The sequence below is a fragment of the Streptococcus orisasini genome, assembly GCF_001431045.1.
Taxonomy (GTDB): Bacteria; Bacillota; Bacilli; order Lactobacillales; family Streptococcaceae; genus Streptococcus; species Streptococcus orisasini.
This window is the reverse complement of record NZ_BCLE01000048.1, coordinates 1-26178: the sequence shown is the minus strand read 5'-3', so window position 1 is coordinate 26178 and position 26178 is coordinate 1. Positions and strand designations below refer to the sequence as shown.

The 26178-nt window shown below is 39.1% G+C and carries 21 protein-coding genes; 4 read left to right on the top strand and 17 right to left on the bottom strand.

Annotation, left to right across the window (positions count from 1 at the left end):
- Positions 1–45 precede the first annotated feature (45 nt).
- The 9 genes from SCSH_RS10230 to SCSH_RS10195 all read right to left on the bottom strand — a co-directional run bounded on the left by SCSH_RS10230 (position 46) and on the right by SCSH_RS10195 (position 6855).
- A complete protein-coding gene (locus SCSH_RS10230; RefSeq protein ID WP_057491808.1) occupies positions 46–1437 on the bottom strand; it encodes an oxaloacetate decarboxylase subunit alpha in 1392 nt (463 codons plus the stop codon).
- 2 nt (positions 1438–1439) lie between these two features.
- Positions 1440–1994 carry a citrate lyase holo-[acyl-carrier protein] synthase gene (citX, locus tag SCSH_RS10225; RefSeq protein WP_057491807.1) on the bottom strand — a complete coding sequence of 185 codons (555 nt, stop codon included), beginning with the start codon at positions 1992–1994 and terminating at the stop codon, positions 1440–1442.
- A complete protein-coding gene (gene citF / locus SCSH_RS10220) occupies positions 1987–3522 on the bottom strand; it encodes a citrate lyase subunit alpha (RefSeq protein ID WP_057491806.1) in 1536 nt (511 codons plus the stop codon). Before citF ends, citX begins: the two co-directional genes overlap by 8 nt.
- A gap of 1 nt (position 3523) precedes the next feature.
- Positions 3524–4411: a citrate (pro-3S)-lyase subunit beta gene (gene citE, locus SCSH_RS10215; RefSeq protein ID WP_057491805.1), complete on the bottom strand. Its 888-nt coding sequence runs from the start codon at positions 4409–4411 to the stop codon at positions 3524–3526.
- Positions 4399–4707, bottom strand: a complete 309-nt coding sequence (gene citD, locus SCSH_RS10210; RefSeq protein WP_027976100.1) for a citrate lyase acyl carrier protein — start codon at positions 4705–4707, stop codon at positions 4399–4401. The genes citE and citD overlap by 13 nt, the downstream gene beginning before the upstream one ends.
- A gap of 82 nt (positions 4708–4789) precedes the next feature.
- Positions 4790–4921, bottom strand: coding sequence for an OadG-related small transporter subunit (locus tag SCSH_RS11430; protein ID WP_274518964.1), 132 nt, complete (start codon positions 4919–4921; stop codon positions 4790–4792).
- 28 nt (positions 4922–4949) lie between these two features.
- On the bottom strand, positions 4950–6071 hold the full coding sequence (locus SCSH_RS10205; protein WP_057491804.1) for a sodium ion-translocating decarboxylase subunit beta: 1122 nt from the start codon (positions 6069–6071) through the stop codon (positions 4950–4952).
- Positions 6072–6094: 23 nt separating this feature from the next.
- Entirely contained in the window at positions 6095–6508 is a 414-nt protein-coding gene (locus SCSH_RS10200) for an acetyl-CoA carboxylase biotin carboxyl carrier protein subunit (protein WP_057491803.1), read from the bottom strand.
- A gap of 17 nt (positions 6509–6525) precedes the next feature.
- Positions 6526–6855, bottom strand: coding sequence for a hypothetical protein (locus SCSH_RS10195; RefSeq protein WP_057491802.1), 330 nt, complete (start codon positions 6853–6855; stop codon positions 6526–6528).
- Positions 6856–7141: 286 nt separating this feature from the next.
- Here SCSH_RS10195 and SCSH_RS10190 point away from each other — a divergent pair, with 286 nt between their 5' ends.
- The 3 genes from SCSH_RS10190 to citG all read left to right on the top strand — a co-directional run bounded on the left by SCSH_RS10190 (position 7142) and on the right by citG (position 10288).
- Positions 7142–8545 (top strand): CitMHS family transporter, encoded by a 1404-nt coding sequence (locus SCSH_RS10190; protein ID WP_057491801.1) that lies wholly within the window; start codon positions 7142–7144, stop codon positions 8543–8545.
- A gap of 164 nt (positions 8546–8709) precedes the next feature.
- Positions 8710–9411 carry a GntR family transcriptional regulator gene (locus SCSH_RS10185; protein WP_057491800.1) on the top strand — a complete coding sequence of 234 codons (702 nt, stop codon included), beginning with the start codon at positions 8710–8712 and terminating at the stop codon, positions 9409–9411.
- Positions 9398–10288 carry a triphosphoribosyl-dephospho-CoA synthase CitG gene (gene citG, locus SCSH_RS10180; protein ID WP_057491799.1) on the top strand — a complete coding sequence of 297 codons (891 nt, stop codon included), beginning with the start codon at positions 9398–9400 and terminating at the stop codon, positions 10286–10288. The genes SCSH_RS10185 and citG overlap by 14 nt, the downstream gene beginning before the upstream one ends.
- A 111-nt stretch (positions 10289–10399) precedes the next feature.
- Here citG and SCSH_RS10175 read toward each other — a convergent pair whose 3' ends face one another.
- Positions 10400–11491: an AbrB family transcriptional regulator gene (locus SCSH_RS10175; RefSeq protein WP_057491798.1), complete on the bottom strand. Its 1092-nt coding sequence runs from the start codon at positions 11489–11491 to the stop codon at positions 10400–10402.
- Positions 11492–11720: 229 nt separating this feature from the next.
- On the opposite strand from SCSH_RS10175, the gene citC reads away from it, so the two are divergent.
- On the top strand, positions 11721–12767 hold the full coding sequence (gene citC, locus SCSH_RS10170) for a [citrate (pro-3S)-lyase] ligase (protein ID WP_057491797.1): 1047 nt from the start codon (positions 11721–11723) through the stop codon (positions 12765–12767).
- 161 nt (positions 12768–12928) lie between these two features.
- Here the strand turns inward: citC and SCSH_RS10165 are convergent, their stop codons facing one another.
- From SCSH_RS10165 to topA, 7 genes are all read right to left on the bottom strand, one after another.
- Positions 12929–13879, bottom strand: a complete 951-nt coding sequence (locus SCSH_RS10165) for a sensor histidine kinase (protein ID WP_057491796.1) — start codon at positions 13877–13879, stop codon at positions 12929–12931.
- Positions 13876–14550 carry a response regulator transcription factor gene (locus SCSH_RS10160; RefSeq protein WP_057491795.1) on the bottom strand — a complete coding sequence of 225 codons (675 nt, stop codon included), beginning with the start codon at positions 14548–14550 and terminating at the stop codon, positions 13876–13878. The genes SCSH_RS10165 and SCSH_RS10160 overlap by 4 nt, the downstream gene beginning before the upstream one ends.
- A 43-nt stretch (positions 14551–14593) precedes the next feature.
- Positions 14594–16600 (bottom strand): FtsX-like permease family protein, encoded by a 2007-nt coding sequence (locus SCSH_RS10155; RefSeq protein WP_057491794.1) that lies wholly within the window; start codon positions 16598–16600, stop codon positions 14594–14596.
- A gap of 1 nt (position 16601) precedes the next feature.
- Positions 16602–17354: an ABC transporter ATP-binding protein gene (locus SCSH_RS10150; protein WP_057491793.1), complete on the bottom strand. Its 753-nt coding sequence runs from the start codon at positions 17352–17354 to the stop codon at positions 16602–16604.
- Between the two features lie 177 nt (positions 17355–17531).
- On the bottom strand, positions 17532–21980 hold the full coding sequence (locus SCSH_RS10145; protein ID WP_057491792.1) for a glycoside hydrolase family 70 protein: 4449 nt from the start codon (positions 21978–21980) through the stop codon (positions 17532–17534).
- 396 nt (positions 21981–22376) lie between these two features.
- Positions 22377–23711: a methylenetetrahydrofolate--tRNA-(uracil(54)-C(5))-methyltransferase (FADH(2)-oxidizing) TrmFO gene (gene trmFO, locus SCSH_RS10140; protein ID WP_057491791.1), complete on the bottom strand. Its 1335-nt coding sequence runs from the start codon at positions 23709–23711 to the stop codon at positions 22377–22379.
- 257 nt (positions 23712–23968) lie between these two features.
- Positions 23969–26086, bottom strand: a complete 2118-nt coding sequence (gene topA, locus SCSH_RS10135; RefSeq protein WP_057491790.1) for a type I DNA topoisomerase — start codon at positions 26084–26086, stop codon at positions 23969–23971.
- Positions 26087–26178 lie beyond the last annotated feature (92 nt).

Below are 26178 nucleotides of genomic sequence, written 5' to 3'. Positions count from 1 at the left end.
CAAAATAAAGCTGAGCCTGCCTGACTCAGCTTTATTTTTAATTTTTTAATCAAAATCGATGGTAACAGAAACATTCTGCACAGGAACATCGTAAAATGGATCTTCACGCCGTCCTAAGAAATCTTTAGCTTGTTGCGGGAAGGATGCATAACTAAGCACGTCTTCTTCACTTCTAGCATATTGGGCAATTTCTTGACGAAGAGTTGGCAGCTGAGGCTCTATGAGATCCGCTGGGCGTACCGTAATCACTTCTTCATCTCCGATAATCTTCTCTTTAATATCGTCAGCAATAGCTGCTGGAGGACGCCCATAGAGTCCGCGGACATAATCCTTAATTTCATTAGGAACTACTTTATAGCGCTCACCAGAAATAATATTCATCAAAGATTGTGTTCCAACCATTTGTGATAAAGGCGTAACCAGTGGCGGATAGCCTAAATCCGCTCTAACACGAGGAACTTCAGCTAAAACTTCTTCGTAACGGTCAGCTAAGCCTTGTTCGGTCAATTGGCTGAGCAAGTTGGACAGCATACCACCTGGTACTTGATAAATCAAAGTTTTTGGCTCAACATCTTTAACCTTAGGATTTAAGATACCTTCTTTGCGGTAATGATCACGCACCTTGTTAAAGTGAGCTGCTGCTTCTTCAACCTTTTTGAGAACAATGCCTGTTTCAAAACCAAGTTCTTCCAGGGCAATAACTAAGGACTCTGTCGCTGGCTGACTAGTTCCGCCGGCAAAAGAAGAAACAGCCGTATCAATAATATCAGCCCCTGCTTCAGCAACTTTAAGATAAGTCATTTCAGAGATACCACTGGTTGCATGCGTATGCACTTCTAACGGTAGATCAACTGCTTCTTTGATACGTTTGACAAGGTCATAGCCTGTTTGCGGCGTTAGAACACCAGCCATATCCTTGATACAAATAGAATCTGCTCCAATTTCAGCATACTGTTTGGACAACTTAACAAAATAATCAACTGTATGAACTGGACTAGTTGTATAGGAAATGGCAACTTGGGCATGTCCACCGGCTTCTTTGGTCGCACTGACTGCGGTCTGCAAATTACGTGGATCATTTAAAGCGTCAAAAATACGTACAATATCTATCCCATTTTCAACTGATTTTTGAATGAAGGAAGTAACGACATCATCGGCATAGTTGCGGTAACCAAGTAAATTTTGCCCGCGCAGCAGCATTTGTAGTTTTGTATTTTTCACATGTTTGCGAATGGTGCGAAGTCTTTCCCAAGGGTCTTCGTTTAAAAAGCGAAGACAGGAATCAAAAGTAGCGCCGCCCCACATTTCTAAAGCATGGTAGCCGGCTTTATCTAAAGTTTTAAGGACAGGCAGCATTTCTTGAGTAGTCATACGTGTAGCAATCTGACTTTGCTGCCCATCTCTTAAAACCGTCTCCGTAATACGGATTTTTGTCATTTCTATCCTCCCTTTTCTTTTTTATTTTGTTTTAGAATCTCAATGATTGCTAGCTGCATTTCTTCGATGCTGTGTCTGCGAGAACGTCCACAGACTTTGGCATCATTTTGACAGATATAACACTGTCTTGCAGGAAAACCTAAATCCTGTCGGCTGATTGGCTGAATATAACCATCCTTAAAACTGAGAACATCTAAGTCCATCAGACGTCCGGCAGGGTTTTTGGTTTCTATACCAATCATCTCTCTTTTTAACTCTTTGAAAGGCAAGCAGCTTACCAAATAGTATTCCCAACCTGTAGCAAGCGGCAGCAATTTCTCAAATACAAAATTACTTTTGCCTACTTGGTTTTTGACTGTCTTGATAATTTCTTCAAAGGCTTGATTTAAGTCCGGAGAGGTTTTTACAGGACCAGGAATGTTCATGGTAGCACAGAGCAGACTCTTGCCCTCATATTTTTTAAGTAATTGTTTTTGCTTAAAGCTGCGGGCTTCCCGCGCTGTCATCATACCTTCAAGTGTCACTTCCGGACCTTTAAAAACTGTATTATTAGACATTGCGCACAACATCAATTAAGCTGCCATCACGGTATTCAATCAAAGCAACAACCTTATCTCCGTATTGAATAGGTTCAGGATTGCCAACGATGGCATAGGCTTTTTCTTTCAACTCTTCAATGGTTAATTGCGGTACTTTCAAATCCTTGAAATGTTCGATCAAATCAGGGCGATTAGGATTGATAGCAATACCTACTTCTGTAACAACCACATCGACACTTGTACCTGGTGTGATAACCGTATTCACCTTATCTACAAAGGTAGGGATGCGGCCACGAACTAATGGCGAAATGACTAAACTCATTTTAGCCGCAAAGGCTGTGTCGCAATGACCGCCTGATGCTCCGCGGATAACACCGTCTGAACCGGTCATAACATTAACATTGAAATCAGTGTCCACTTCTAAAGCAGACAAGACACAGGTATCCAATTGATTGATAACTGAGCCTTTGCTGAGCGGAGAAGCGTACATATTAGCGTCAATTTCATAGTGTTTTTCAGCATTGCGGTTCAAAGATAAAGCTGATGGATGGTCAAAGTCCTGTACATCCATGATTTTATTAACTAATCCTTCTTCCAACAATTCTACCATGGCATTGGTAATACCACCGAGGGCAAAATTAGCTTTAATGCCATCCTTGAGCATTTGTTCGCGCATGAAACGTGTAACAGCCAATGAAGCTCCGCCGGTACCTGTTTGGAAAGAGAAGCCTTCTTTATAATATGGAGAACCTGTAATCACTTTGGCGGCGTATTCGGCAATCAAAAGCTCTTTAGGATTTTTAGTGTAGCGCGTTGCTCCTTTAGCAATACCTTCAGGATCTCCGATGGCATCAACCACAACAACATAGTCTACATCTGTCTGCGGAATGCTGATTGGCGTATTAGGATAAGGTACCAAGGTATCTGTAATGATAACCACTTGGTCTGCGTATTTGGCATCAATCATGGCATAGCCCAGTGAGCCACAGGTTGCTTTTCCTTTGGTTCCGTTAGCGTTGCCGTAAGCGTCAGAACTTGGAGCTCCTAAGAAGGCAACATCAATATGGATATCATCTGCTGCAATAGCCCGGGCACGGCCACCGTGTGAGCGAATAACAACAGGATTTTCCATGATCCCTTCTGAAATAGCAGCGCCGACCTTATCACGCAGACCGCTGGATGTAATGTTAGTAACTACACCATTTTTGATATGATCGATCAAAGGTTCATGGACATTGGCAATAGAACTTGGGGCAATAGAAATATTTTTAATGCCCATTTTAGCAATTTCGTCCAGAACCATGTTCATCACATAATCTCCTTCACGGAAATGATGGTGGAAAGAAATGGTCATTCCGTCTTTAAGTCCAGTTTTTTCAATAGCTTCGTGGATAGAAGATAAAAGCTTATCATCGGCAGGTTTCACCGGCTTAACATGTCGGCTTGATTCCTTATAATCCTTAATATGTGCAAGTTCTCCTTCGAATACACCGTAATGCTCAGCATATTCTTGAGGGATATCACGACCTAATTTATTTTGTACCATCTCAAATATCCTCCTCAGTAAGTAAGCCAGCAGCTTTTGCTAAAGCAATGACACGTTCTGCACGTTCAACAATTGGTTTATCAACCATTTTACCCTTGAGCGAAACAACTCCAGAACCTTTGGCTTCAGCATCGCGAATAGCCCAAACGACTTCTTTGGCATTTTGAATTTCTTTTTCAGTTGGTGTGTAAATTTCGTTTGCCAATGGAATTTGACGAGGGTTAATGACTGATTTGCCATCAAATCCTAACTGTTTAATCAAACGAACTTCATTTTGGAAGCCTTCAGGATTATTAACATCTGAATAAACGGTATCGATTGCTGCAATACCGGCGGCACGGGCTGCGTGCAAAATCATACTGCGTGCAAAGAACAGCTCTTGTCCATCAGGATAGCGGCGGGTTTTCATATTTGTAACATAGTCTTCAGCACCCAGTGCAATACCAATTAAACGATCGGAAGCCTTTGCGATGGCTGGTGCGTTTAAAACACCCTGAGCTGATTCAATAGCAGCCATCATCTTTGTACGGCCGATTTCAATGCCATTATCGCGTTCAACCTTTTCAATAACGGCTTCAACATCGACAATGTCTTGAGCTGTTTCAGTTTTTGGTAAACGAATAACATCAACACCGGCAAGGATAACAGCTTCGATATCCAAAGCCCCACAGGAATCCAAACCATTAACACGGACAACAGTTTCTACCTTGCTGTAATCAAAAGTCTTAAGTGCAAAATGAACCAAAGCTCTGGAAGTATCTTTTTCTTTAAGAGAAACAGAATCCTCTAAATCAAACATGATAGAGTCAGCTCCATATAAAGGAGCATCTCTCAGCATAGCCGCATTAGCACCAGGGACAAACATCATTGTTCTTCTTAAACGTTCCATGAGTCAATCTCCTTCCAGTTGTAAGCTTCTACTTGAGCTGCGCGGTGGACGGCAGCGACTGTCCGAGCTTGGATAGTACAGTCCAAAGCTCCTTTATCAACTGCTTCAACTGCTGCTGCTTTCACATCTAAATGCTTGAGCGTTTCTTCAATAACTTTGCGAATTTGTTGGCCAAATTGCTTTTCAACACTGCTTTCCAATTGGATAGTAATGCCTTCAGCATCGCTAGGGTTTACTGTTACCATGATATCACTTGACTCCAGCGAACCGGCAACAGCTGTTTGTTTAATATCCATAATTTTCACCTCATATATTTGATATGCGGCGCTGGTGAGATAAATCTCACGGGTGTCGCAATAATATTAGATTGCACGTTAATTATTTTTTATCGACTGGGAAAATCTTAATAAGACCCTCGGCAGCAATGTACAAAATGCCTAAAACAATAAAGATACCAGCCATCCCCAAGCCCATTAATTCAAAGGCTTGAAGCAAATGTTCCATATTCATACGATTACCTCTCCTTTCACTAGGGCTGTTAGCTAAAGAATGACAGCAGCAAGCCGCCTGCAATAACAGAAGCGATTTGTCCAGAAACATTGGCGCCGACTGCATACATCAAAACGAAGTTTTGAGGGTCTTCGTCTGTTGCCATCTTTTGAATAACACGGCTGGACATTGGGAAAGCTGAGATACCGGCTGCACCGATCATAGGATTAATCTTTTTCCTACGGAAAATATTTAAAATTTTAGCAAAAACAACACCGCCGACAGAATCCATGATAAATGCCACCAAACCAAACAAGATAATTAGCAGGGTTTGTACATTAAGGAACAAATCAGCCTGCATCTTCACTGAAATAGTCAAGCCCAGCAAGATACTGACGATATTAACCAGTTCATTTTGCGCTGTTTGTGACAGTCTGTCCAAGACTCCGCATTCACGCAGGAGATTACCAAACATCAAGAAGCCAACCAAAGGCAGGGAAATTGGTGCGATAAAGCCAGCAACAATTGTGATGACAATCGGGAACAAGATCTTTGTCAGTTTAGAAACATTTTCAGCCTTGTAAGTCATACGAATGCGACGTTCTTTTTTAGTCGTAACCAATTTGATAGCGAAAGGTTGAATAATAGGTACCAAAGCCATGTATGAGTAGGCTGCAACGGTTATCGGACCTAACAATTTAGGCGCCAGCTGATTGGCAACGAAAATGGAGGTTGGGCCGTCCGCTGCACCGATAATACCGATTGAAGCCGCTTCTTTGATATCAAATCCAGCCATAACAGCTACGACAACAACGAAGAAAATCCCAAACTGCGCTGCCGCTCCAAAGAGCAGCATGAAAGGATTTTGAAGCAGAGGACCAAAATCAATCATAGCTCCAATTCCGATGAAAATCAGCAAAGGGAAAAGTTCTGTATTGATCCCAAATTTAAAGAGAATATCAAAGACCCCTTCTTGTTTGACGCCATTGACAACCTGAGTCAGAACCCCCGTACCAGGGAAATTTACCAAGAGTGTTCCAAGGCCCATAGGCACTAGAAGCGTTGGCTCGTATTCTTTTTTGATCCCCAAATACATTAGAACGGCTCCAATGAGCATCATAATAATCTGGGGAAGTGTAATGGATGTAATTCCTGAAATTAAAGTTTCCACAAACTCACTTCCTTCTAAATATACTAAGCAATTGTGATTAAACCATCGCCAGCATTAACAACTTGCCCTGGTGTCACATGAATAGCTGAAACGGTACCAGCTGAGCCAGCTACAATTTCGTTTTCCATCTTCATGGCTTCCAAAATCATCAAAGGTTGATTTTCAGCAACCGTATCTCCTACATTAACAAGAATTTTTAAAATTGTTCCAGGCATTGGAGCAGCCATAGCATCATTAGCATCATTGCCTGCAGGTGCTGATGCTGCTGGCGCAGCGGGAGCTGGTGTAGGTTCTGCCGGTGCTTCTTTTGGCGCTTCCTGAACAGGTGCAGGAGCTACAGGCGCTGTAGGAGCTGCTGGTGCCGGTGCAGCACCGATTTCTTCCATTTCAACCAAGTACTCCTTGCCATCAACTGAGATTTTAAATTTACGTAACATTAATAAATGCCTCCTTATTATTTCTTTTGATAAATATTTTTAACAGCTAACTGGCAATCCGAGGACTCTCCAGCTGCAATACTGGCTGCAATCACTGAAAGTTTTAAGGCTTCAGGATTGCGCTGCAAAATTTTTTTAACAGCAAATTGACTGTCGGGATAATCACCTGCCGCAATAGCTGTTGCGATGACACTGACTAGTTGATAATCAGATTTATCAGCTGGAATAAAAGCAGGGACAGGTTCCCATTCGGCCTGAAAAGAATTTAGTTCATTTTCATTCTTATTATCATCAACATTTTCAGCAGGCTTCTGTGATTTATGGAACAATTGCGAAAAAAGACCCATTTATTTCTCCTTTCTTTTTTATCTTGAGCAGGCAAATACAATTCGCCCATCCATTGCTTCTAAGCCTATTATATAATGGATTTTCAGATTTTTCATGGCTTTTTTGTGTTCTTTTTCAAAGCCCTTTCATAATGTTTTTTTTGTGTTTTTCTTAAGAAAGACTATTCCCTTTTCAAGCGCTTTCATTTATACTAGTTTTGTAAAAAAAATCATGTTTTTCTTATTTAAATTCTGTTTTTTGTATTGAGTTTAGATAAGAGGGATTATTAAAAAGGAGAGATAACTTATGTTATTAACGATTTTAGCTTATGCTATGATTATCGTCTTCATGTATGTTGTCATGAAGAAAAAAATGTCGCCTTTCACGGCATTGATCATAGTTCCTTTGGTAGCTGCTATTATCGTTATCCTGACAGGTTCTGCAAACTTTACAGCTGACAAAAGTTTTGTAGAATTCTTGGGAGACGATAAGATACCACATAATCTGACAGCTATTGGTCCTATGATTTTATATGGGATTAGTAATACTGCTAACACAGGAATTATGCTCCTGTTTGCCATCTTGTACTTCTCATTAATGCTGGATGCAGGTCTCTTTGACCCTATTACGGAAAAAATGATTCGCTTTGCCAAAGGCGATCCAATGAAAGTTTTGATGGCCACTGCTGTTGTTGCGGCTGCTGTTTCCCTTAATGGTGATGGAACAACAACTACTCTTATTTGTTGCTCAGCCTTTCTTCCAATCTACAAAAAACTTAACATGAGAATCATGAATCTAGGTGTTTTGATTATCCTGCAAAATACTATCATGAACCTACTCCCTTGGGGCGGCCCTACTGCTCGTGCCATGTCTGTTTTAAATGTTGGTTCTGAAATTTTAGGTTATCTAGCACCTGGTATGGTTTTATCACTGCTTTACGTCATCTTCTTTGTAGCTAGAAGCATGGGTAAAAAAGAACGCAAACGTTTAGGTGTCACCGAATTATCAAACGAAGAAATATCCGAATTAATTACTGTTGACGATCCTGAAACCCTTAAAATTCGTCGTCCTCAAAATTTCTGGTTTAATGGTATTTTGACAATTGTCTTAATTGCTTGGCTGGTTGCAGGATCATTTATCCCAGCTATTGAAATGCCATCACTCTTCCTTTTTGCAGCTGGAACCTGTATTGCTTTGATGGTCAACTATCCTAACTTGAAAGATCAGTCAAAACGTATCGGTGAAAACGGCGGTGACGCTGTACAAGTTGTTATCTTGGTCTTTGCTGCAGGTATTTTCATGGGACTCTTCCAAGGTTCTGGTATGGCTGGTGCTCTGGCACAAAGCTTCACAACTCTTATTCCAAAGCAATTGGCTGGCTTCTGGGGCTTGGTTATTGCTCTTATTTCTGCACCAGGTACCTTCTTCCTTTCAAACGACGGATTCTACTACGGAATCATGCCCGTCTTGGCGGAAGCTGGTGCTAAATACGGATTTGACAATATGGCTATGGCCTTAGCTTCCTTGATGGGACAAGCCTTCCACTTATTGAGTCCGCTGGTTGCTTTCATTTACTTACTGCTTCGTTTGACAGGTTTGGACATGGGCGAATGGCAAAGAGAATCTGCTAAATACGCACTTGTTGTCTTTATTATCTTTATCGTAACCATTCTGCTTGTCGGACGTTTGCCATTTTTCATTCCACAATAAACAACAAGAGTCAGCTATAGACTTCTTGCAGCGCTTATACTCTTTTTAATCAAGGACTTGGAGCAGTGCGGCCCAAGTCCTTTTTATAAATATTATAAAAAGCTAAGCATTTTTATAATATTTTAGGTATAATGAAATTATCATTTTAAATATAGGGAGAATTCATGAATTCAGTTGTAAATGCTGTGAAAAATAATTTAGATTTATCGCAGAATGTTCCTTTGAAAATTGCTTTTTATGAAGCTTTACGAAAAACTATTATTCTTAGTGAAATCCCTGCTGGTTCTCGCATTAATGAAAAAGAGCTGGCAACAGCTCTTAATATCAGTAGGACACCGATTCGCTATGCACTAGGAGCCTTGGAAGAAGAAAAATTAGTTGAGCATATTCCCAAACGTGGCATTATTGTCCGCGGGATTTCTTTAAAGGACGCCATTGAAATTTTTGATATTCGCAAAGCTTTGGATACTTTGGCAGCAACCAAGGCCATGTATTTGATGACAGATGAGGACTTTGCAGACATGAAAAAGATTTTAACTGATTGCGAAGGATTCATCGAAGATGGAGACATCGAAATCATTTTAGATAATTTCAATCAATTTAATGATCTTATTTATCGCAAAAGCCAGATGCTGCGGCTGAGAGAAATTGTCACTGAGCTGCAAACTTATCTGAGATATTTCCGGGAAATATCTATTGCTTCTTTGGAGCGGCGCAAACGTGCATTGGCCGAACACTGGATCATTTACCGTGGTATGCGCAACAAAGATGTCGAGCAGATCACCCTTATTACACACGAACATTTAAATTCCTCCTTAGAGTTTATTTTGCAGCAAATGGAAAGCAAGCAAGATGAGCAGCACTGAAAAAAGTTTAGCTCCATTCAGTGATTTAGCTGTCAAGGCTCTCTTGTATGAGCTGGCCTTAACGCCCAAACCCGGACTGGTAGACCGCTATGATACAGGAGCTCATGATGACATGGACTTCTATACTTTTACAGACAGCATCATGGCTCTATCTCCTTATTTTCACTCTTACATTCAAATAGGATGGATTTATCATGAAGAACAGCCAGAAAAGCTCTTTCACCGGCTTAGAGAGCTAGGAATTCAGGCTGAATCTGCCATGTTTGCAGCAACTCATAATATTAACACCCACAAAGGGATTAACTTTTCATTTGCCCTACTGCTCGGTGCTACGGGTGCTTATTTGGCCAAACAGCCTCATCTGCTGCGAGAAAAAACGTTTTTCAGTTCTAAGGACAGTTTATCTGTTTGTCAGCTAGCTGGGCAAATGGCTCAAGGACTGGTAGAAAATGATTTAAGCCATTTGGAAAAGAAAACTAATCTGACACACGGCGAACGGCTTTTTCTTCAACATGGCATTAAAGGTCCTCGTGGAGAAGCCACTAGCGGCTATGCTTCGCTTACTCAAAAAGCCCTGCCGTTTTTAAGACAGGAACTGGCAAAAGGAAAAGATAGTCATACTATCCAGCTGCAGTTGCTGCTTTATCTGATGACTTTTGTGGAAGATGGCAATCTGATTCATCGCGGTGGAATTACAGCTTGGAAGGCGGTCAAACAGGAATCTAAGGCTCTCTTAGAAAATACTCCTTCTGAGGAACTTCTCAGTCAGATGTCTATTTACAACCAAAAACTGATTGAGCAGCACTTGAGTCCTGGGGGCTCTGCCGATTTACTTTCACTAACCTTCTACTTCGCTTTTTTAGAGAATCTTCTTTGAGTATCATAGCTCTACGGCCAGACCGTCTTTATCTTTTGTAAATCATAACAAACATGCTGGGGCGAAAACCTCAGCATGTTCTTAATTTTCTATTATCTTTTATTTGAATTCTTACAGCAAATGAACAATAAGCCTTACTAACATAGGCATAATAATAACAGTATACAGGGTACGGCTGATTTGAATTCCTGCAATTTTAGGCATATCGCCACCTAATTCTCCAGCAAGCAGAGAAATATCTGTTGCACCTGCTGGGGAGGAGGCAAAAAGAGCAGACTGCAAATCTAAAATACCTCTCTTGTACATAATAAAACCAAAGAAAGCATTGATAATCAAATAACTGGTCAGCAGCAAAATAATCGGTATGATTAGATGAACCAGTTCCATCAGGCTTTTTTGCGTGAAATTAATTCCGATTAAGGAACCAGCAAAGACCTGTGCGACATAACGAATAGCCTTCGTTAACTGCTCTGTGTTTTTTATGATTTTCAAAATACTGGAAAAAATAAGCGAAAAAATTAAAGCACCAACTGGAATACCCAGCCATAGTCCAATCAAACCGCCAATGCTGGCAACTACTAAAATCAAAGCATTGTTGGTCCATTCTTTTTTTAGCGAGCGCCTTTTTTCTCTGCTTTTCTTGTCTTTAAAAGCATGAGGTTCTATTGAACCTGAAGAAAGCGCTGCTTCCTGTTTACTGTCTTCGGGTGCAAAGTGTTTAGTGATAAAGGCTACCCACATAGGCAGGATAATCAAAATTCCTACCAGCCGGGCAGACTGCAGGGTCGCAACAATGTCCGATTGTGCCCCCATGTCAATACTCATAAGAGATACATCAACAATCCCTCCAGGCAGGCAGGACAAAAAAGCGGTTACAGCATCCATCTTAAAAAAAGCGATAAATACAAAACCTATCACTATCATGTTTACAGTGAAGAGCAACATGAGGCTGGCAATGGAGGCTGCTAGTTTCGGAAGGTTAAGAAAGTCCTTTTTTGAAACTTGCTGTCCAATGTAAGCACCGCTGACAATTTGAGCAAAAATTTTCAGCGAGCCTTCCATTTTCATTTCTCCGGTAATAATCGAAAAAACAGCTACAGCGACCATACTGCCAATCATAAAAGGGGCTGGCACCTGCAGCTTTTTTGCTGTTAAACCGCCCAAAAGGCCGATTAAAAGCGTAAACCCGATTTGTAAAATCATATTTTTTCCTTCTAACTTTCGCTGCCATCTAAAATTGAAAAAACAGCTCCTCCTTTTATTATGGCACATTTTAGGCTATTAAGAAAGTCCTTTTCTTGTTTTAAAAGTGTTTAAGATGCTCCTTTATATTTAAAAATAGTCCTATTAATGCTAAAATATAAGAAATATCAGCGCTTTATCAATTTTTTAACTCCCCCTTTCCCTTATTCTATCATGAAGGAGCCAAGCTATGTCAACCTATCCAATTTCAACAATTTATCCTGCTGATAAAAACAGTCTGCAAAAGATTGATTCTCTGCTGGAAGAAGAAGGCATTCAACGAGATACCAATTTGGATTATACCTGTGCCATGTTTGATGACAAGCTTAACATTATTGCAACAGGCAGCTGTTTCGGCAATACCCTTCGCTGTTTGAGTGTCAGCAGTCGCCACCAAGGCGAAGGTCTGCTCAATGAAATTGTTACCCATCTCATCAATGTTCAATTTGAACGCGGCAATACTCACATTTTTCTTTATACCAAACCGTGTACAGCAAAATTTTTTAGCGATTTAGGTTTTTATGAGATTAGCAAAGTTGCTAACCAAATTGTCTTTATGGAAAATAAGAAAAATGGTTTTGATAATTATCTTAAAAATCTTCAGTTTCCAAAACAAAAGTCTGCTTCTACTGCTGCTTTAGTTATCAATGCCAATCCCTTTACCTTAGGCCATCAGTATCTGGTTGAAAAAGCAGCGGCTGAAAATGAAATTTTGCATCTTTTTATGGTCAGTGAAGACAGCAGCCTGATTCCTTTTTCTGTTCGAAAACAACTGATTTTAGAAGGAACAGCTCATCTGTCTAATATTTGCTACCATGAAACCGGACCATATATCATCAGTAAATCAACGTTTCCAAGCTACTTCCAAAAAGATCAGGCTGCAGTTATTGAAAGTCAGGCTCGTATTGATTTAAATATTTTTACGCGCATTGCCCATCATCTAGGCATTCAAAAGCGTTATGTCGGTGAAGAACCAACAAGTCTGGTAACCGGTATTTACAATAAAATTATGCTAGAAGAATTGCCCAAACAAGACATTGATTGTCTGGTCATCCCTCGTAAAGGGTACTCAAAGGGTCCAATCAGCGCTTCAACTGTCCGACAGGCTCTCAAAGAAGGGAATATGGATATCTTAAAAGAGCTGCTTCCTCCAAGCAGTCTAAATTATTTTTTGAGCCCCCAAGCTCAGCCGCTCATTCACAAAATCCAAAAAGAGAGCAATGTCATTCACTATTAGTTAAAATAAACAAAAAAGAGACCCAAAGGCCAATTCTTAGCAAAGAATATCAACCTTTTGGTTTCTTTTTTAATTACGACAGGTTTCCTAAAATTCTGCTCTATTTTTGACCACCGGACGTTTAAAAAAGCTTTTTAGCATTCAAAACGTTTGAGTAAGCTTCACTTTCTCGTGATATAGACCTGAGTCCCTTCATCTATCTGACTGTCAATCTTAATCGCTAATTCAAGGCTGTCTAAGACTTTTTTGGCCATGTAAAGTCCCAATCCTGTAGCTTTTTGATGTTCATGTCCATTGTAACCCGTAAAACCTTCTTCAAAAAGTCTAGGAATATCTTCCTTTAGAATTCCCATTCCTGTATCTTCAATAAGCACTTGGTTTTCTTGAATAAGAATGGTGATATGACCGCCCTTTTTACTGTACTTTATCGCATTGTCCAGAATCTGTGAAAAGGCAAAACTCAGCCATTTTTTATCAGAATTAATCTCCCACTCACCCTCAATTGTCAAAGAAATATCCTTCTGTAAAAAGAAAACCTGATTTTTCTTGGCCAAATCAACCAGTATCTCACGAACCTGGCATTTTTCAAAACGGAAATCACTCTGATTCTGACTAAATTTGATGTAGTTTAAGAGCCGAGCCAAATCATTTTCCAGCCTTAAAAGCTGACTTTGAACATCGCCTTGTTTCAGCTGGTTGGTTTGTGCCATCAAAGAAATAGCAGAAATGGGCACTTTCATCTGATGCGACCACATTTTTATGAGCTGCTGTAGGTTCTCTTCCCGTGTCTTATAATTAAGTCTATCTTCAGCCTGTCTTTCCAAGAGCTTTTCGAGCGCCGCTTTATAAGCCAAATCACTGGGAGCCTGTAAAAAATCCAAATTTTTCAGCTCTCTGACATTGATAAAATGCTGCAGAGTCCTTATTTTTTGATAAAATTTCCAGTACCAATACAGACTGATGATAATTAAAATAGTCCCATTAAAAATAAGGCTGCTGATAAAGTAAGAGAGCGGCAGATGATAGAGATAAAAGGTCAGCAAAAAAATCAAGCTAAGCAGCACATACATCATATACCAGCGACTGTATTCTTTTAAATAAGCTCTGATCATTTGATTAGGTACCCCACTCCTCTGACTGTATGAATTTTATCAAAATCCAAGGCCAGCACCTTTTTGCGTAGTCTGGTCATATTGACACTGAGCGTGTTTTGATCGATGAATTCTTCACCTTCCCACAGCTTATTGAGAAGCGCTTCTTTGGTGACTACTTCTCCTTTGTAATCAATCAGCAAGGAGAGAATCTTGGTTTCTGTTGGTGTTAGCTGAATTTTTTGATTTGTTTCTGTATTGGAAAAAACTCCGTCCAAAGTCAGCTCGAAGTTCCCAATTTGATGGCTCTGCTTAGTGAATTCATTAGCCCGGCGCAAAAATGCAGCGATTTTGGCATCTAATATGGGCAACGAAAAAGGCTTGTTCAAAAAATCGTCACCGCCCATGTTCATGGCCATTACGGCATTCATTTCATCATCAGCGCTGGATATGAAAATAATAGGCATAGTCAGCAGATTCTTTCTGATTTCAGTTGTCCAGTAAAAACCATTAAAATAGGGCAGGGTGATATCCATCAGCACTAAATCGGGTTTAAACTCGGTGATTTCCTGCAAAATAGCTCTAAAATTATCAACACTTTTGACATAGTACTGCTGACCTAAATGGCTCTTCAGCAAATCGACAATGGTAGTATCGTCTTCAACAATATAAATCTTCTCTTGCTTTTTCATAATTTTATTCTACCAAAAAAGCGGCGAAAAATCGCCACTTGTCTTATCTTTCGATTAATTTGTAATAAGTTCTGCTTGTCAGTTTGTAGATAATAAAGTAAATAATCAAGATTCCAACTACAGTCAAACCACTAACTGTGTAGATGAATTTATCACCCTGAACTCCCAAAATCAAGAGTAACTTTTTCAAAATTGGCAAAGCAAAGGCAAAATGGATAATCGCCATTAGTAAAGGCATGAAGAAAACGAGGATAATTTGTGAATTAATGGTTTTTTTGACTTGCTGCAAGCTCATACCAACTTCTTGTAAGATCCTATAAGACTGCTTGTCTTGGGTTCCTTCTGACAACTGTTTATAATAAATGATTAAGGCAGCTCCAAGCAAGAAAGCAATTCCTAACAGAAAACCTGTAAAGAGGAAACCGCCAGTCATTTTCAATCCTTCCATGCGATAGCTAGCAGCAGTTGTGTAACGGGCAAGCCTACCATTATTATCGCTATAGAGGATTCCATCATTAGCCTGGCTGATTTTATTTAAAACCTGTTTTTCTTTCTTGGTTAAATTAGCAAAAGCTAGAAATGTATAAGTTCGATCATATTTTGATGCATCATCATAAGGTTTACGCATAGCTTCCATAGTAGCATCATCTGGCACAATTAAAATACCTGCAGGTACTGCTGAATTAGCAATTACCATATTTTTGATCGACTTGATACGATAGACATTCTTGTAGGTTTGACCAAACCAAGTTAAGGTTTTAAAAGGCTTAATAGTAATATTTTGGTCATAACTATAAAAAGCTACTTCTCCTCTTGATAATTGAGGAACTTTATTGCCTAGGGCGCGAAAATCATCTTGCGTCAAGATTTCCATTGTACCAGCGTTCCTGTTTTTAAAGAGAAATCTATCAGATACAATGGACTTATTAAGGACTAAGTTTTTCTTTTGTGTAAAAATTACAGAATAGTTTGAATCAAGATAAGTTGAAAACTTTGCCTTACTATCATAGCCCGCTTTTTTCAGTGGTTCTAGAGCATATTTTTGCAAAATTTCTTCAGCCTGTTGACGATTACTAATCCTCTGCAATTCAATTTGAGAATTTTTGGGATAGGTCATTTTGACTAGATTTTCATTGCTCGTATAGAGGGCTACTGTCGAAAAGATAGTGACAAAAGCCATAATAGCTAGCAAGGTGATATTAGCTAAGCCAACAGCATTCTGCTTCATGCGGAAAATCATCTGTGAAGTTGTTACAAAATGCTCAGGTTTATAAAAATATGATTTATTTTTACGACGGTGTTTCAAATACCAGGTAATGAAACTGATATAAAAGAGATAAGTTCCTAAAATAACTGCCAGAATGGCTTGGAAAAAGCGTGTAGTACCGGATATAGAATTGACGCTGCCAGAGGTGACAGATAAATAATAGCCATAGCCAATCGCTAAGATTCCAACAAAAGCTAAAATGAAATTTCCTTTTGGCTCACGTTCCCCTTGGCTTTGATTGCTAAAGAGGTTAAGAGCTGATGTTCGACTGATTCTGATAATATTAACCAGCTCTAAAATTAAGAAAATAGCAGCGAAAAGAATAGTATTAATAATAAATGCCACTAGCGTTAATTTGAAATGCAATTCTTTATAACGAATGATATTGACAAAAATCAAATAGAAAAAATTAGAGAAAACAGCACTTAAAAGAGAACCTAGGATAATTGTCACTAAATAAGCAACTATCAGCTCCAGTGTGGATACCCAGATGATGTGCTTTTTGTTCATTCCTAAAATATTGTATAGACCAAACTCCTTATTGCGCTGTTTAAGCAGAAAATTATAGCTATAAAGACAAAGAATAGTCGCCAAAATATCAAGAACGATGGTAGCTAAACCTAATGCATAGACTCCTGAGCCCATAAACTTGGCTGACGGACTGGCTATAAGGAGTATTGTAATAGTGCTGAAGATAAAAGTTGTTACACTGACTAGAAAAAAAGGAGCGAAATGTTTAAAAGACTGCTTTATATTATTAATAGCAAGTTTTAAATAGAACATTCTACTCACCTCCTAGAAGAGCTGACATGGTCAGTGAGATATCCTTGCTGAATTCCTGATTGTCTTTATTGCCCTTATAAATTTGATGGAAGATACGACCATCCTTGATAAAAAGAACGCGTTTAGCATGGCTGGCTGCGTTAGCGGAGTGAGTAACCATAAGAATAGTTTGATTGTCAGCATTAATGGCTTCAAATAAATTCAGCAAGTCCTCCGAATTACGGTAATCAAGAGCTGCTGTGGGCTCATCTGCCAAAAGAATTTGAGGATTTGTAATTAGACTTCGGGCGATAGCAACACGTTGCTTTTGCCCGCCAGAAAGCTCAAAGGGGCGTTTTTCTAATAAATCCTGAATTCTCAGCTTAGCAGCAATACGCTGCAGGCGCTGCTCCATTTCCTTGTAGCTCTTACGATCCAGAACAAGCGGCAAAAATATATTATCCTTGACAGATAATGTATCTAGCAGATTAAACTCTTGGAAAACAAAGCCTAAATTTTTCAGACGAAAACCGGCTAATTCACCTTCCTTGATTTTAGTGATGTCCTTGCCGTTTAAGATAACCGTTCCGTTTGTCGGTTTTTCCAAGGTCGCTAAGATATTCAGCAAGGTCGTCTTACCTGAACCCGATTCTCCCATAATGGCAATAAATTCACCGTTATCAACTTTAAAATCAACATCCTGCAAGGCGCGTGTTTCTTCTTTGGAAAAGCGCGTGCGAAAGATTTTCTCTAAATGATTAATTTCTAAAAACATACGATCTCCTTTTCTCATTATACCTTAATTCATTTGGAAGGTCACTTCCTTTAGGTACTTTCATTCTATATCAAAAAAGACACCCAAGACTTACACTTGGATGTCTTATTCTTACAGAATTGTAAGTTTAACCAGAATTACCTGATAAAACAAGCTCTTAGCACTTCTGCTCATTTCTTAAAAGAAAGGACGGAAGAAATCGTAGAGATTGCCAAAGGGATTGTAACCGCGGTTAAGTCGATATTGGTGACGGAAACTATCTCTATGCCGTGAATGACCTCCATGGCGATATTGATAGTTGCCATCGAAATAAAGTCTGCGACCATGAATATTATTCCAACCAGTTACCGCATAACCGTTATTATCGAAATAATAAAGTTTGCCATCAGAAGTTCTCACATAACGGTTTCGAACTTGTTCGCCTGAATTAGCATCGTAATAGCTCAAACGTCCATAGCGGTCAGTGATAAATTCACCTTTAGCTTGCACACCGTTAGATTTGAAGTACAGGCGTTGGCCGTTAATGGTTTTAGCACCAGTTACTGCTGTACCGTTACGGTCAAAGTAGAACCATTGACCTTGAGAATTGCGGACAAAACGGCTGCGAACTTGTTCACCTGAATTAATATCATAGTAGCTCAAGCGACCATAGCGATCAGTGATAAATTCACCTTTAGCTTGCACACCATTAGATTTGAAGTACAGGCGTTGACCGTTAATTGTTTTAGCGCCAGTTACTGCTGTACCGTTACGGTCAAAGTAGAACCATTGACCACGAGTGTTGCGGACAAAACGGTTGCGGATTTGTTCGCCTGAATTAGCATCGTAATAACTCAAACGTCCATAGCGGTCAGTGATAAATTCACCTTTAGCTTGTACACCATTAGATTTGAAGTACAAACGTTGACCGTTAATTGTTTTAGCACCGATTACTGCTACGCCATCATTACCAAAATAGAACCATTGATTTTGTGAATTTCTAACGAAACGGTTAGTAATTTGGTTACCAGAATTTTTATCAAAGTATCTTAATTGACCGTTCTTATCTTTTACAAAATCACCTTTAACTTGGAAGCCAGAAGCGTCAAAGTATTGAACAAAACCATCAACGGTCGTCAAGCCAACTGCCATAACACCGTCTTTAAAGTGGCGCCATTGCTGACCAAAGAGATGGTAGCCATTTTCATAACGTTTGCCATCGTTACCGTAGTAAGACAAAACATTATTTCCATTGTCATAGATAGCATTTCTCAATTGCACACCGTTTGGCAGGAAGTAATAATTATTACCATCAATAACTTGAATGCCAGTTACCATATAACCATTAGCATCAAAGTAATACCATTTATCACCTTCGCTGATGAAGGTAGCTTTAGCCTGATTGCCGCTGGTTGAATAATAAGCATATCCTTTACCATCATAAACAAAACCGCTTTGGCTTGCTTGGTTCAGCAATTGTTTTGGCAGGAAGAAATTATCCTTAGAAAGGTTAAAGTAAGAGTTGGTTGCTTGATCTTTCAAGACATAGCCAGCACCACGTCCAAGAATATTGGTTCCGTTGAAATACTTAGCAGACCATTGTTTAATCTTAACAGATGGATCTATAGGAAGACCAGTTGAAATTTGTTTTCTTGTAAAGAGTTCTGGGTACTTAGCTTGTAATTCTGCTAAGAATTCACCACCGTATTTAGCTTGTTGGTCTTTTCCTGAGCTCTTAGTATCAACAACATAAAGACTGTTTTTAATTTGAGATCCAGTAATAGGTTTACCGTATTTATCAACACGTGTTACTGTAACAACTTCTTTTTCAGGGAAAGTGTACATTTGGTCTGGAACCCAGTCAGCCATAACTTTGATTCCCTTGCTATGAAGTGCTTTAATAGCTTTCACAAGATCATCAGCAGTTCCGTATTTATTAGCTTTTGAAATACCTAAATCGTAACGATCAATGAAGGCATAACCATTTTGGATAACAGAGTCAAGGAAAGTACCGTCATCTGATGATACATATTGAGGAGCCATTTCAAAGTCAGTAATACCCCACTCCACAAATTTATCAACATTTTTGGCGATGACAACATTGGTATATTCTTCTTTTGTCGTTGCAAATGCTTGGAAGTTTGAGAATCCTTCAAACATAACACGAGAATCAAGAGCTGCATTTTGGTGGATAGCTTTGCCATCTGCAGCTTTTACTTCACTTGCAGCTGTACGAACATCCTGATTAGCTGCTGCTCCTACAGGTACCCAGACTGACAGATATCCAGAAACTTGCGGATTAGCATATCCTTTGATTTCACTTGCAGTGAAAATTAATTCTCCATTAGCATTTGTGTAACGGACAAATGCAGTGGCCGCAGCATCTGAATTATAAGTTGCTACACCATCTTTTGTAGTTAAGATTAATGGACGATAAGCTTGGTTTTTGTGAGCAGCACCCATGTTGATTACAAGACGCTCACCTTGGTTAAGTTTTAAGTTTGGATTGTTGGCCTCAATGACCGCAACACCAGAAAGACGAGTTGTCGCATCACCGAGATCAGTGGCTTTCATTGCTCCCTTACCATAACGAACAGAAGTCAAAACAGTTTGATTCCATTCTGTACGATCTGTATTGGCAAGGTAGTTAACTTTCATGCTTTGACCACCGGCAACATATTTAATACGTGCTTTCAAGAGACTTTCGATAGCATCGTAATTAATCGTCTTGTTAGCCATGTATTGACCATCATCAGTGAACATGTCTCCATAATAGATACGAGGAACACTTGATTTATTAGTCAGCATCAAAGCGTAGGCAAGCGCAGTATTATAATGCGTGTATTTCTTATTTGTCGCTTTCAAATCTGCATTGTAGATTTTGAAGGCTTTTTCGATTTCATCCATTGTGAAAGAATAACCGAAGGAATTTGGATTGATTTCTGCTTTGATGATGTCGCGAATCAAATCCTGAACTTCACTATCGTGTGCACGAATGAATGAATAAGAAGGAATTGTTGCTGTTTCAGCACTGTCTTCTGAACGGTTAACCAAGCTGTTTGTTACCAATGGTTCAAGTCCTGAACGTTGATTCAAAGGTTTGGTCAAAGACCACAGCATTGATAAACGGAATTTATTATCCATATTAATCATGTTGTCGCCATCATCATGAAGATATGGAGTATCGTTATCAGACCAAGCTTCTAAAATAGAAAGATGATCGTTAGCTGTCTTATCATTTTTATCAATTCCTTTTACTTTTCTAAGGTAATCCCCAGCAATTTGTAAAAGGTCAGCATCAACGTTATCAACCGCATCAACACGGATTGAGTCAAAGTTGGCGTCAGGATCATTAGCATAGATCGTACCGAAGTTCAATAAGAAATGCAGCCAGTTCAATTGTTCTGCTTGAACAACTGGGTTTGAATTATCAACGTCGTTAGCAAGCAAGAGTTCGTATCCACCAATTGATTTATCATCTTGATAACGTGGGTCATGTTTACCAGTTTGGTTAGTTGGTGTGCGGTTAAGAATACGATAAGCTGAATTAGCATGAGGTGTTAACTTGCTGTCATTGGCATAAAGCAAAGCACCATTTTGCAAATGGTCATCATATGGTTTTTCACTGTCGCTGTTCCAAGCTGACTGTGTCTTAACAAAAGCAGAAATTGTTTTACGCAACCAGTTTGTATTTTGTGTGACAGAAATTTTTTCTTCAATTTTAGCCTGCACCATTTGTGCTGCTAAGTTCAATTCGGCTTGGCTAGCTGATGTACTGTAGGTTTTATCAAGCCCAAGCTGGCTGTTCATATAATTAACATACTGACGTTGCACTTCCTTATTTGGCCACCAGCTCATCAGAAGCGGACGGAAATCGTCTTTAGTTGATTCAGTCCAAGTCTTTCCATCTTTTAATATATATTTAGGACGGTACCAAGATTCAGCAGTCAAATAATTATCAATTTGTTCAAAGTTTTCAGCTGCAGTACTGTACACCTGATTGTACTTAGCAAAAGAATTTTTGTCAGTTTTTGAAGAATCTGTATTAACGTTGACACTTGATGTATCTGTGTATGCACCAGTTTCATCGAAATACAAGGTTCTTCCATTGACAACTAGAGTATAGTTCTTTCGAACAGAGCCATCAGCATTATAATAGTAATATTTACCATTAACTTTCTTGACATTAGTCAAGCCTTCAAGAACTGCAATATCAGCAGAATTATCTACTGTTTGAGCTTGGCTGCTGGCAGTTGTCGTTGTTGTTTCAACAGCGCTTGTTTGTGCTGCAGCTGTTCGATTTTGTTGTGCTGCTGTTTGAGCTGTTGTTGCCTGTGTTGTTGCGTTTGTCGCCTTAGTTTGGTGTTCAGCCGGAGTTACAAGACTGCTAGCTGCTGTTGTTTCTTCAGTCGAACTCGCAACTTCTTGTTGAGTCGTAACGTTATCATTTGCTGTTACAACAGATACCTCTGCAGTAGTAACAACACTAGCATTGGAATCATTAGAAAATGGAACCTTAGCCTCAGTAGAATCCGCTTTGGCCAAACCACCTGAAAGTGTAGTTAAAGTCATCATAGCAGATGCTACAGAAACTGTTACCCATCTTTTTTTAACTTTGCGTAGTTTATAACGCACTTTCTTGTCCATAGGAACCTCCAAAATTTAAAATGTTTTGTTCACAAAACTGTATTAGTGTAACATTTTTCTAATTAAAAAGCAATTATTATTAAATAATCTTAAAAAATGTAAACGTTTTTCAAATTTTTGAAAAGTTTTCTCAGATTAAGAAAAAATCAGACAAAATATTTGACAAAAATCAGTAATTAAGCTTTATCCAAAGCGTTTTTTCGCAAATATAATAAGGACTGAAAACAGCTTGAAAAAATCATTTTATAAGTGAAAATAAAGTCCGAAAAAAATACACAAAAAAAACAATCTGACTCCCAAATTTAGAATCAGATTGCTATCAATGTATGGTAATGCATCTTTAATTTAGCTAAAAAATGATTACTATTCCTTTTAAAAATTCACAAGTACCTCACCTTAAACATCGATAAAATCAGTTAAAACCTGCAGTGAACGCTGCGCAATTTTTTCATAACGTTCTTTTTTGTCGCGGATACGCGATCCCTCAAGCTCTTGGATAATACCGAAGTTGATATTCATTGGTTGGAAATGTTTGCTTTCAGTATGAGTGATGTAATGCGGCAGGGCACCGATAGCTGTTGTCTGAGGAAAAATCACAGGTTCCTTACCCTTGAAACGACGGACAGCATTGATGCCAGCGACAAGTCCTGAAGCAGCTGATTCTACATAACCCTCTACTCCTGTCATCTGACCAGCAAAGAAAAGATTAGGATTCTTTCGAGTCGCAAAAGTCGGCCTAAGAAGATTCGGCGAATCCATGTAAGAATTACGATGCATAACTCCATAGCGGACAAATTCTGCCTTTTCAAGACCTGGAATCATTTGGAAGACACGCTTTTGCTCTCCCCATTTAAGATGCGTCTGAAAACCAACAATATTATAGAGACTTCCTGCAGCATTATCCTGCCGCAGCTGTACAACGGCATAAGGCGTCTTATAATCGCCATCTCGCGGTCCTTTATAGTCTTCGGGGTATTCCAAACCAACTGGCTTCATAGGCCCATAGAGCATGGTTTTGATGCCGCGTTTAGCCATGACTTCGATTGGCATGCAGCCTTCAAAATATTTTTCTTTTTCAAATGAATTAAGCGGAGCTTCTTCGGCATTTATCAACGCTTCATAAAAAGCCATGAATTCTTCCTTGGTCATAGGACAATTAAGATAAGCAGCTTGACCTTTGTCATAGCGTGATTTAAGGTAAACCTTACTCATATCAATAGAAGCTTTGTCAACAATCGGTGCAGCCGCGTCGTAGAAATAAAAACCATCACCACCATTTAATTCATGGATTTTAGCTGCTAAGGTGTCCGAAGTCAAGGGGCCAGTTGCAATGACTGTAATAGCATTTTCAGGAATTTTAGTAGCTTCATCACGGATGACTTCAATCAAGGAATGATTTTCAATTTCAGCTGTTACTGCCTCAGCGTAGCCCTCACGGTCAACTGCCATAGCGCCGCCAGCAGGCACACGATAAGCTTCACCAGCTTTCATAATTAGCGAATCCAAGCGGCGCATTTCTTCTTTAAGAAGGCCAACTGCATTGGTTAAACTGTCACCACGGAATGAATTTGAACAGACCAATTCTGCAAAATTACTTGTCTTATGCTGCGGTGTCGACTTAACACCGCGCATTTCGTAAAGTTTAACAGGAATACCACGTTTGGCAATCTGATAAGCTGCCTCAGAACCGGCCAAACCAGCTCCGATGACATTGATATAAGACTGAGACATTTATCTACTTCTCCCACAAATCTTTCTATATAAGATAATAAATTAATAATATCTTTGATTAATGCTTTATATGAAATTAATAATCAAAGAGAGATGAACCAGCAAATTCAACTATTGTTATGTGAACGGATTTTCTAATTTTTGCTGATACTCATCCATTATACCTTAATTTGCGAGATTCTCAAATCAAGAAAATTTCTTTAAACAAAAAAAGTTTACATAATTATTCTTATGCAAACTTCCGCTTTTTATATATCCTATTTGACAACTTTTTCTTTATAGTCACAATTCTCACTGCTGCAGATAACCTGTTTTCCACCGCCACGAACTTTTTTCTCAACCAAGAAATCTCCCGATTTAGGGCAATCCCGTCCGATTGGTTTATCCCATGATGTAAAATCACAATCAGGATAGCGGTCACAACCATAGAAAATACGATTACGCTTAGTTTTTCGTTCAATCACTTGACCCTTTTTACAAAGTGGACAGATAACTCCAATTTCTTTTGTAATAGCCTTAGTATTGTGGCAATCTGGGAAATTGCTGCAAGCATAGAATTTGCCGTAGCGCCCCAATTTAATAACCATAGGATGACCGCAAACATCACAATCAAAACCAGCAGGTTCATCCTTGATTTGAATTTTTTCCATCTGATCTTCTGCTTTACTTACCTCTTTTTCAAAAGGTTTGTAGAATTGATCAATAACTTTTTGCCATTCTTCCTTGCCAACTTCAACTTCGTCTAATTTACCTTCCATTTCAGCGGTAAACTTCACATCAACAATATCAGGGAAAAATTCCACAATTAAGGAATTTACAATCTCACCAAGTTCTGTAGGTTCAAAGCGTTTAGCCGCTAACCGTACATAATAACGCTTTTGAATCGTCTCAAGAGTTGGTGCATAAGTTGATGGACGGCCAACACCGTTTTCCTCCAAAGTCTTGATAAGCGTTGCTTCAGAATAACGGGCAGGCGGCTGAGTGAAATGTTGCTCAGGATTGGTAGAAACTTTTTTAACAGAGTCCCCTTCTGCCATATCAGGGAGCATTTTATTTTTATCAGAATCATTGTAGACAGCCAGATAACCATCAAATTTTATTTGACTACCGTTAGCTGTAAAACGAACACCGTTTTGCTCTAAGTTAACCTTCATTGTATCAAAGACAGCTGCTGTCATTTGACTGGCAACAAATCGATTCCAAATCAGTGTATAAAGCTTCAGCTGATCCTTATCTAAATATTTAGCAATAGATTCAGGTGTCTGATTGACATTAGAAGGTCTGATAGCCTCGTGGGCATCTTGCGCTCCAGAAGCATTTCTCACACGATTGCCGTGTTTGGCATACTTATCTCCAAAACGCTCTAAAATAAAGTTTGCAGCATCATTTTGAGCTACAGGGCTGATTCTGGTCGAATCTGTACGCATATAAGTAATCAAACCTTGCTGGCCGCTAGAACCCAGCTTGATTCCTTCATAAAGCTGCTGAGCCACCATCATTGTTTTACGAGTTCTAAAGTTAATCTTATTGGCAGCATCTTGCTGCAAGGATGAAGTGGTATAAGGGAGCGGTGCATTGCGCTTACGCTCCTTCTTTTCTACTTTATTGACAAGAAAATCATCGCTCTTAATACGTGCCAATACTTCTTTGACATCTGTATTATTTTTTAGTTTAACTTTTTTACCATCAAGCCCGTAAAAACTAGCTTGAAATTTCTTGCTCCCTTTTTTGAAGAAGCCATCAATAGTCCAATATTCTTCTGGTTTAAAAGCCTTAATTTCATTTTCACGGTCAATAATAAGCTTTAAAGCAACAGATTGAACACGGCCTGCTGAAAGTCCTTTTTTAACTTTTTTCCATAAGATAGGCGAAATCGAATAACCAACAATTCTATCTAAGACGCGGCGCGCTTGCTGAGCATCAACAAGATTCATGTCAATCTGACGCGGTTCAACAAAAGCATTTTTTACAGCATCTTTGGTGATTTCATTGAAAACAACACGGTTCTTTCCTTTAGGATCTAATTCTAAAATATGTGCTAAATGCCAAGAAATCGCTTCTCCTTCACGGTCCGGGTCACTAGCTAAAAAAACTTGTTTGGCATTTTTAGCTTCTTTTTTCAAAGAATTAATTAGAGGACCTTTGCCGCGAATATTGATATATTGAGGCTCGTAATTGTTGTCAAAATCAATAGACATGCTTGACTTTTTCAAATCACGAATATGACCTACTGAAGCAACAACCTTATATGAACGTCCAAGATACTTTTCAATCGTCTTTGCCTTAGCAGGAGACTCAACGATGACTAAATTTTTCTTAGGTGCTGTTCGTTTTTTGCTTGTTTTCTTAGTTTTTTCTATCGTTTTGCTTGCCAATATTCTATACTTCCTATAAGATATAAACTTCTAGAATAATATATCATTTTTAGAATACTGTCAAGAACAAACTTTTAGGAAAGCTAATTTTT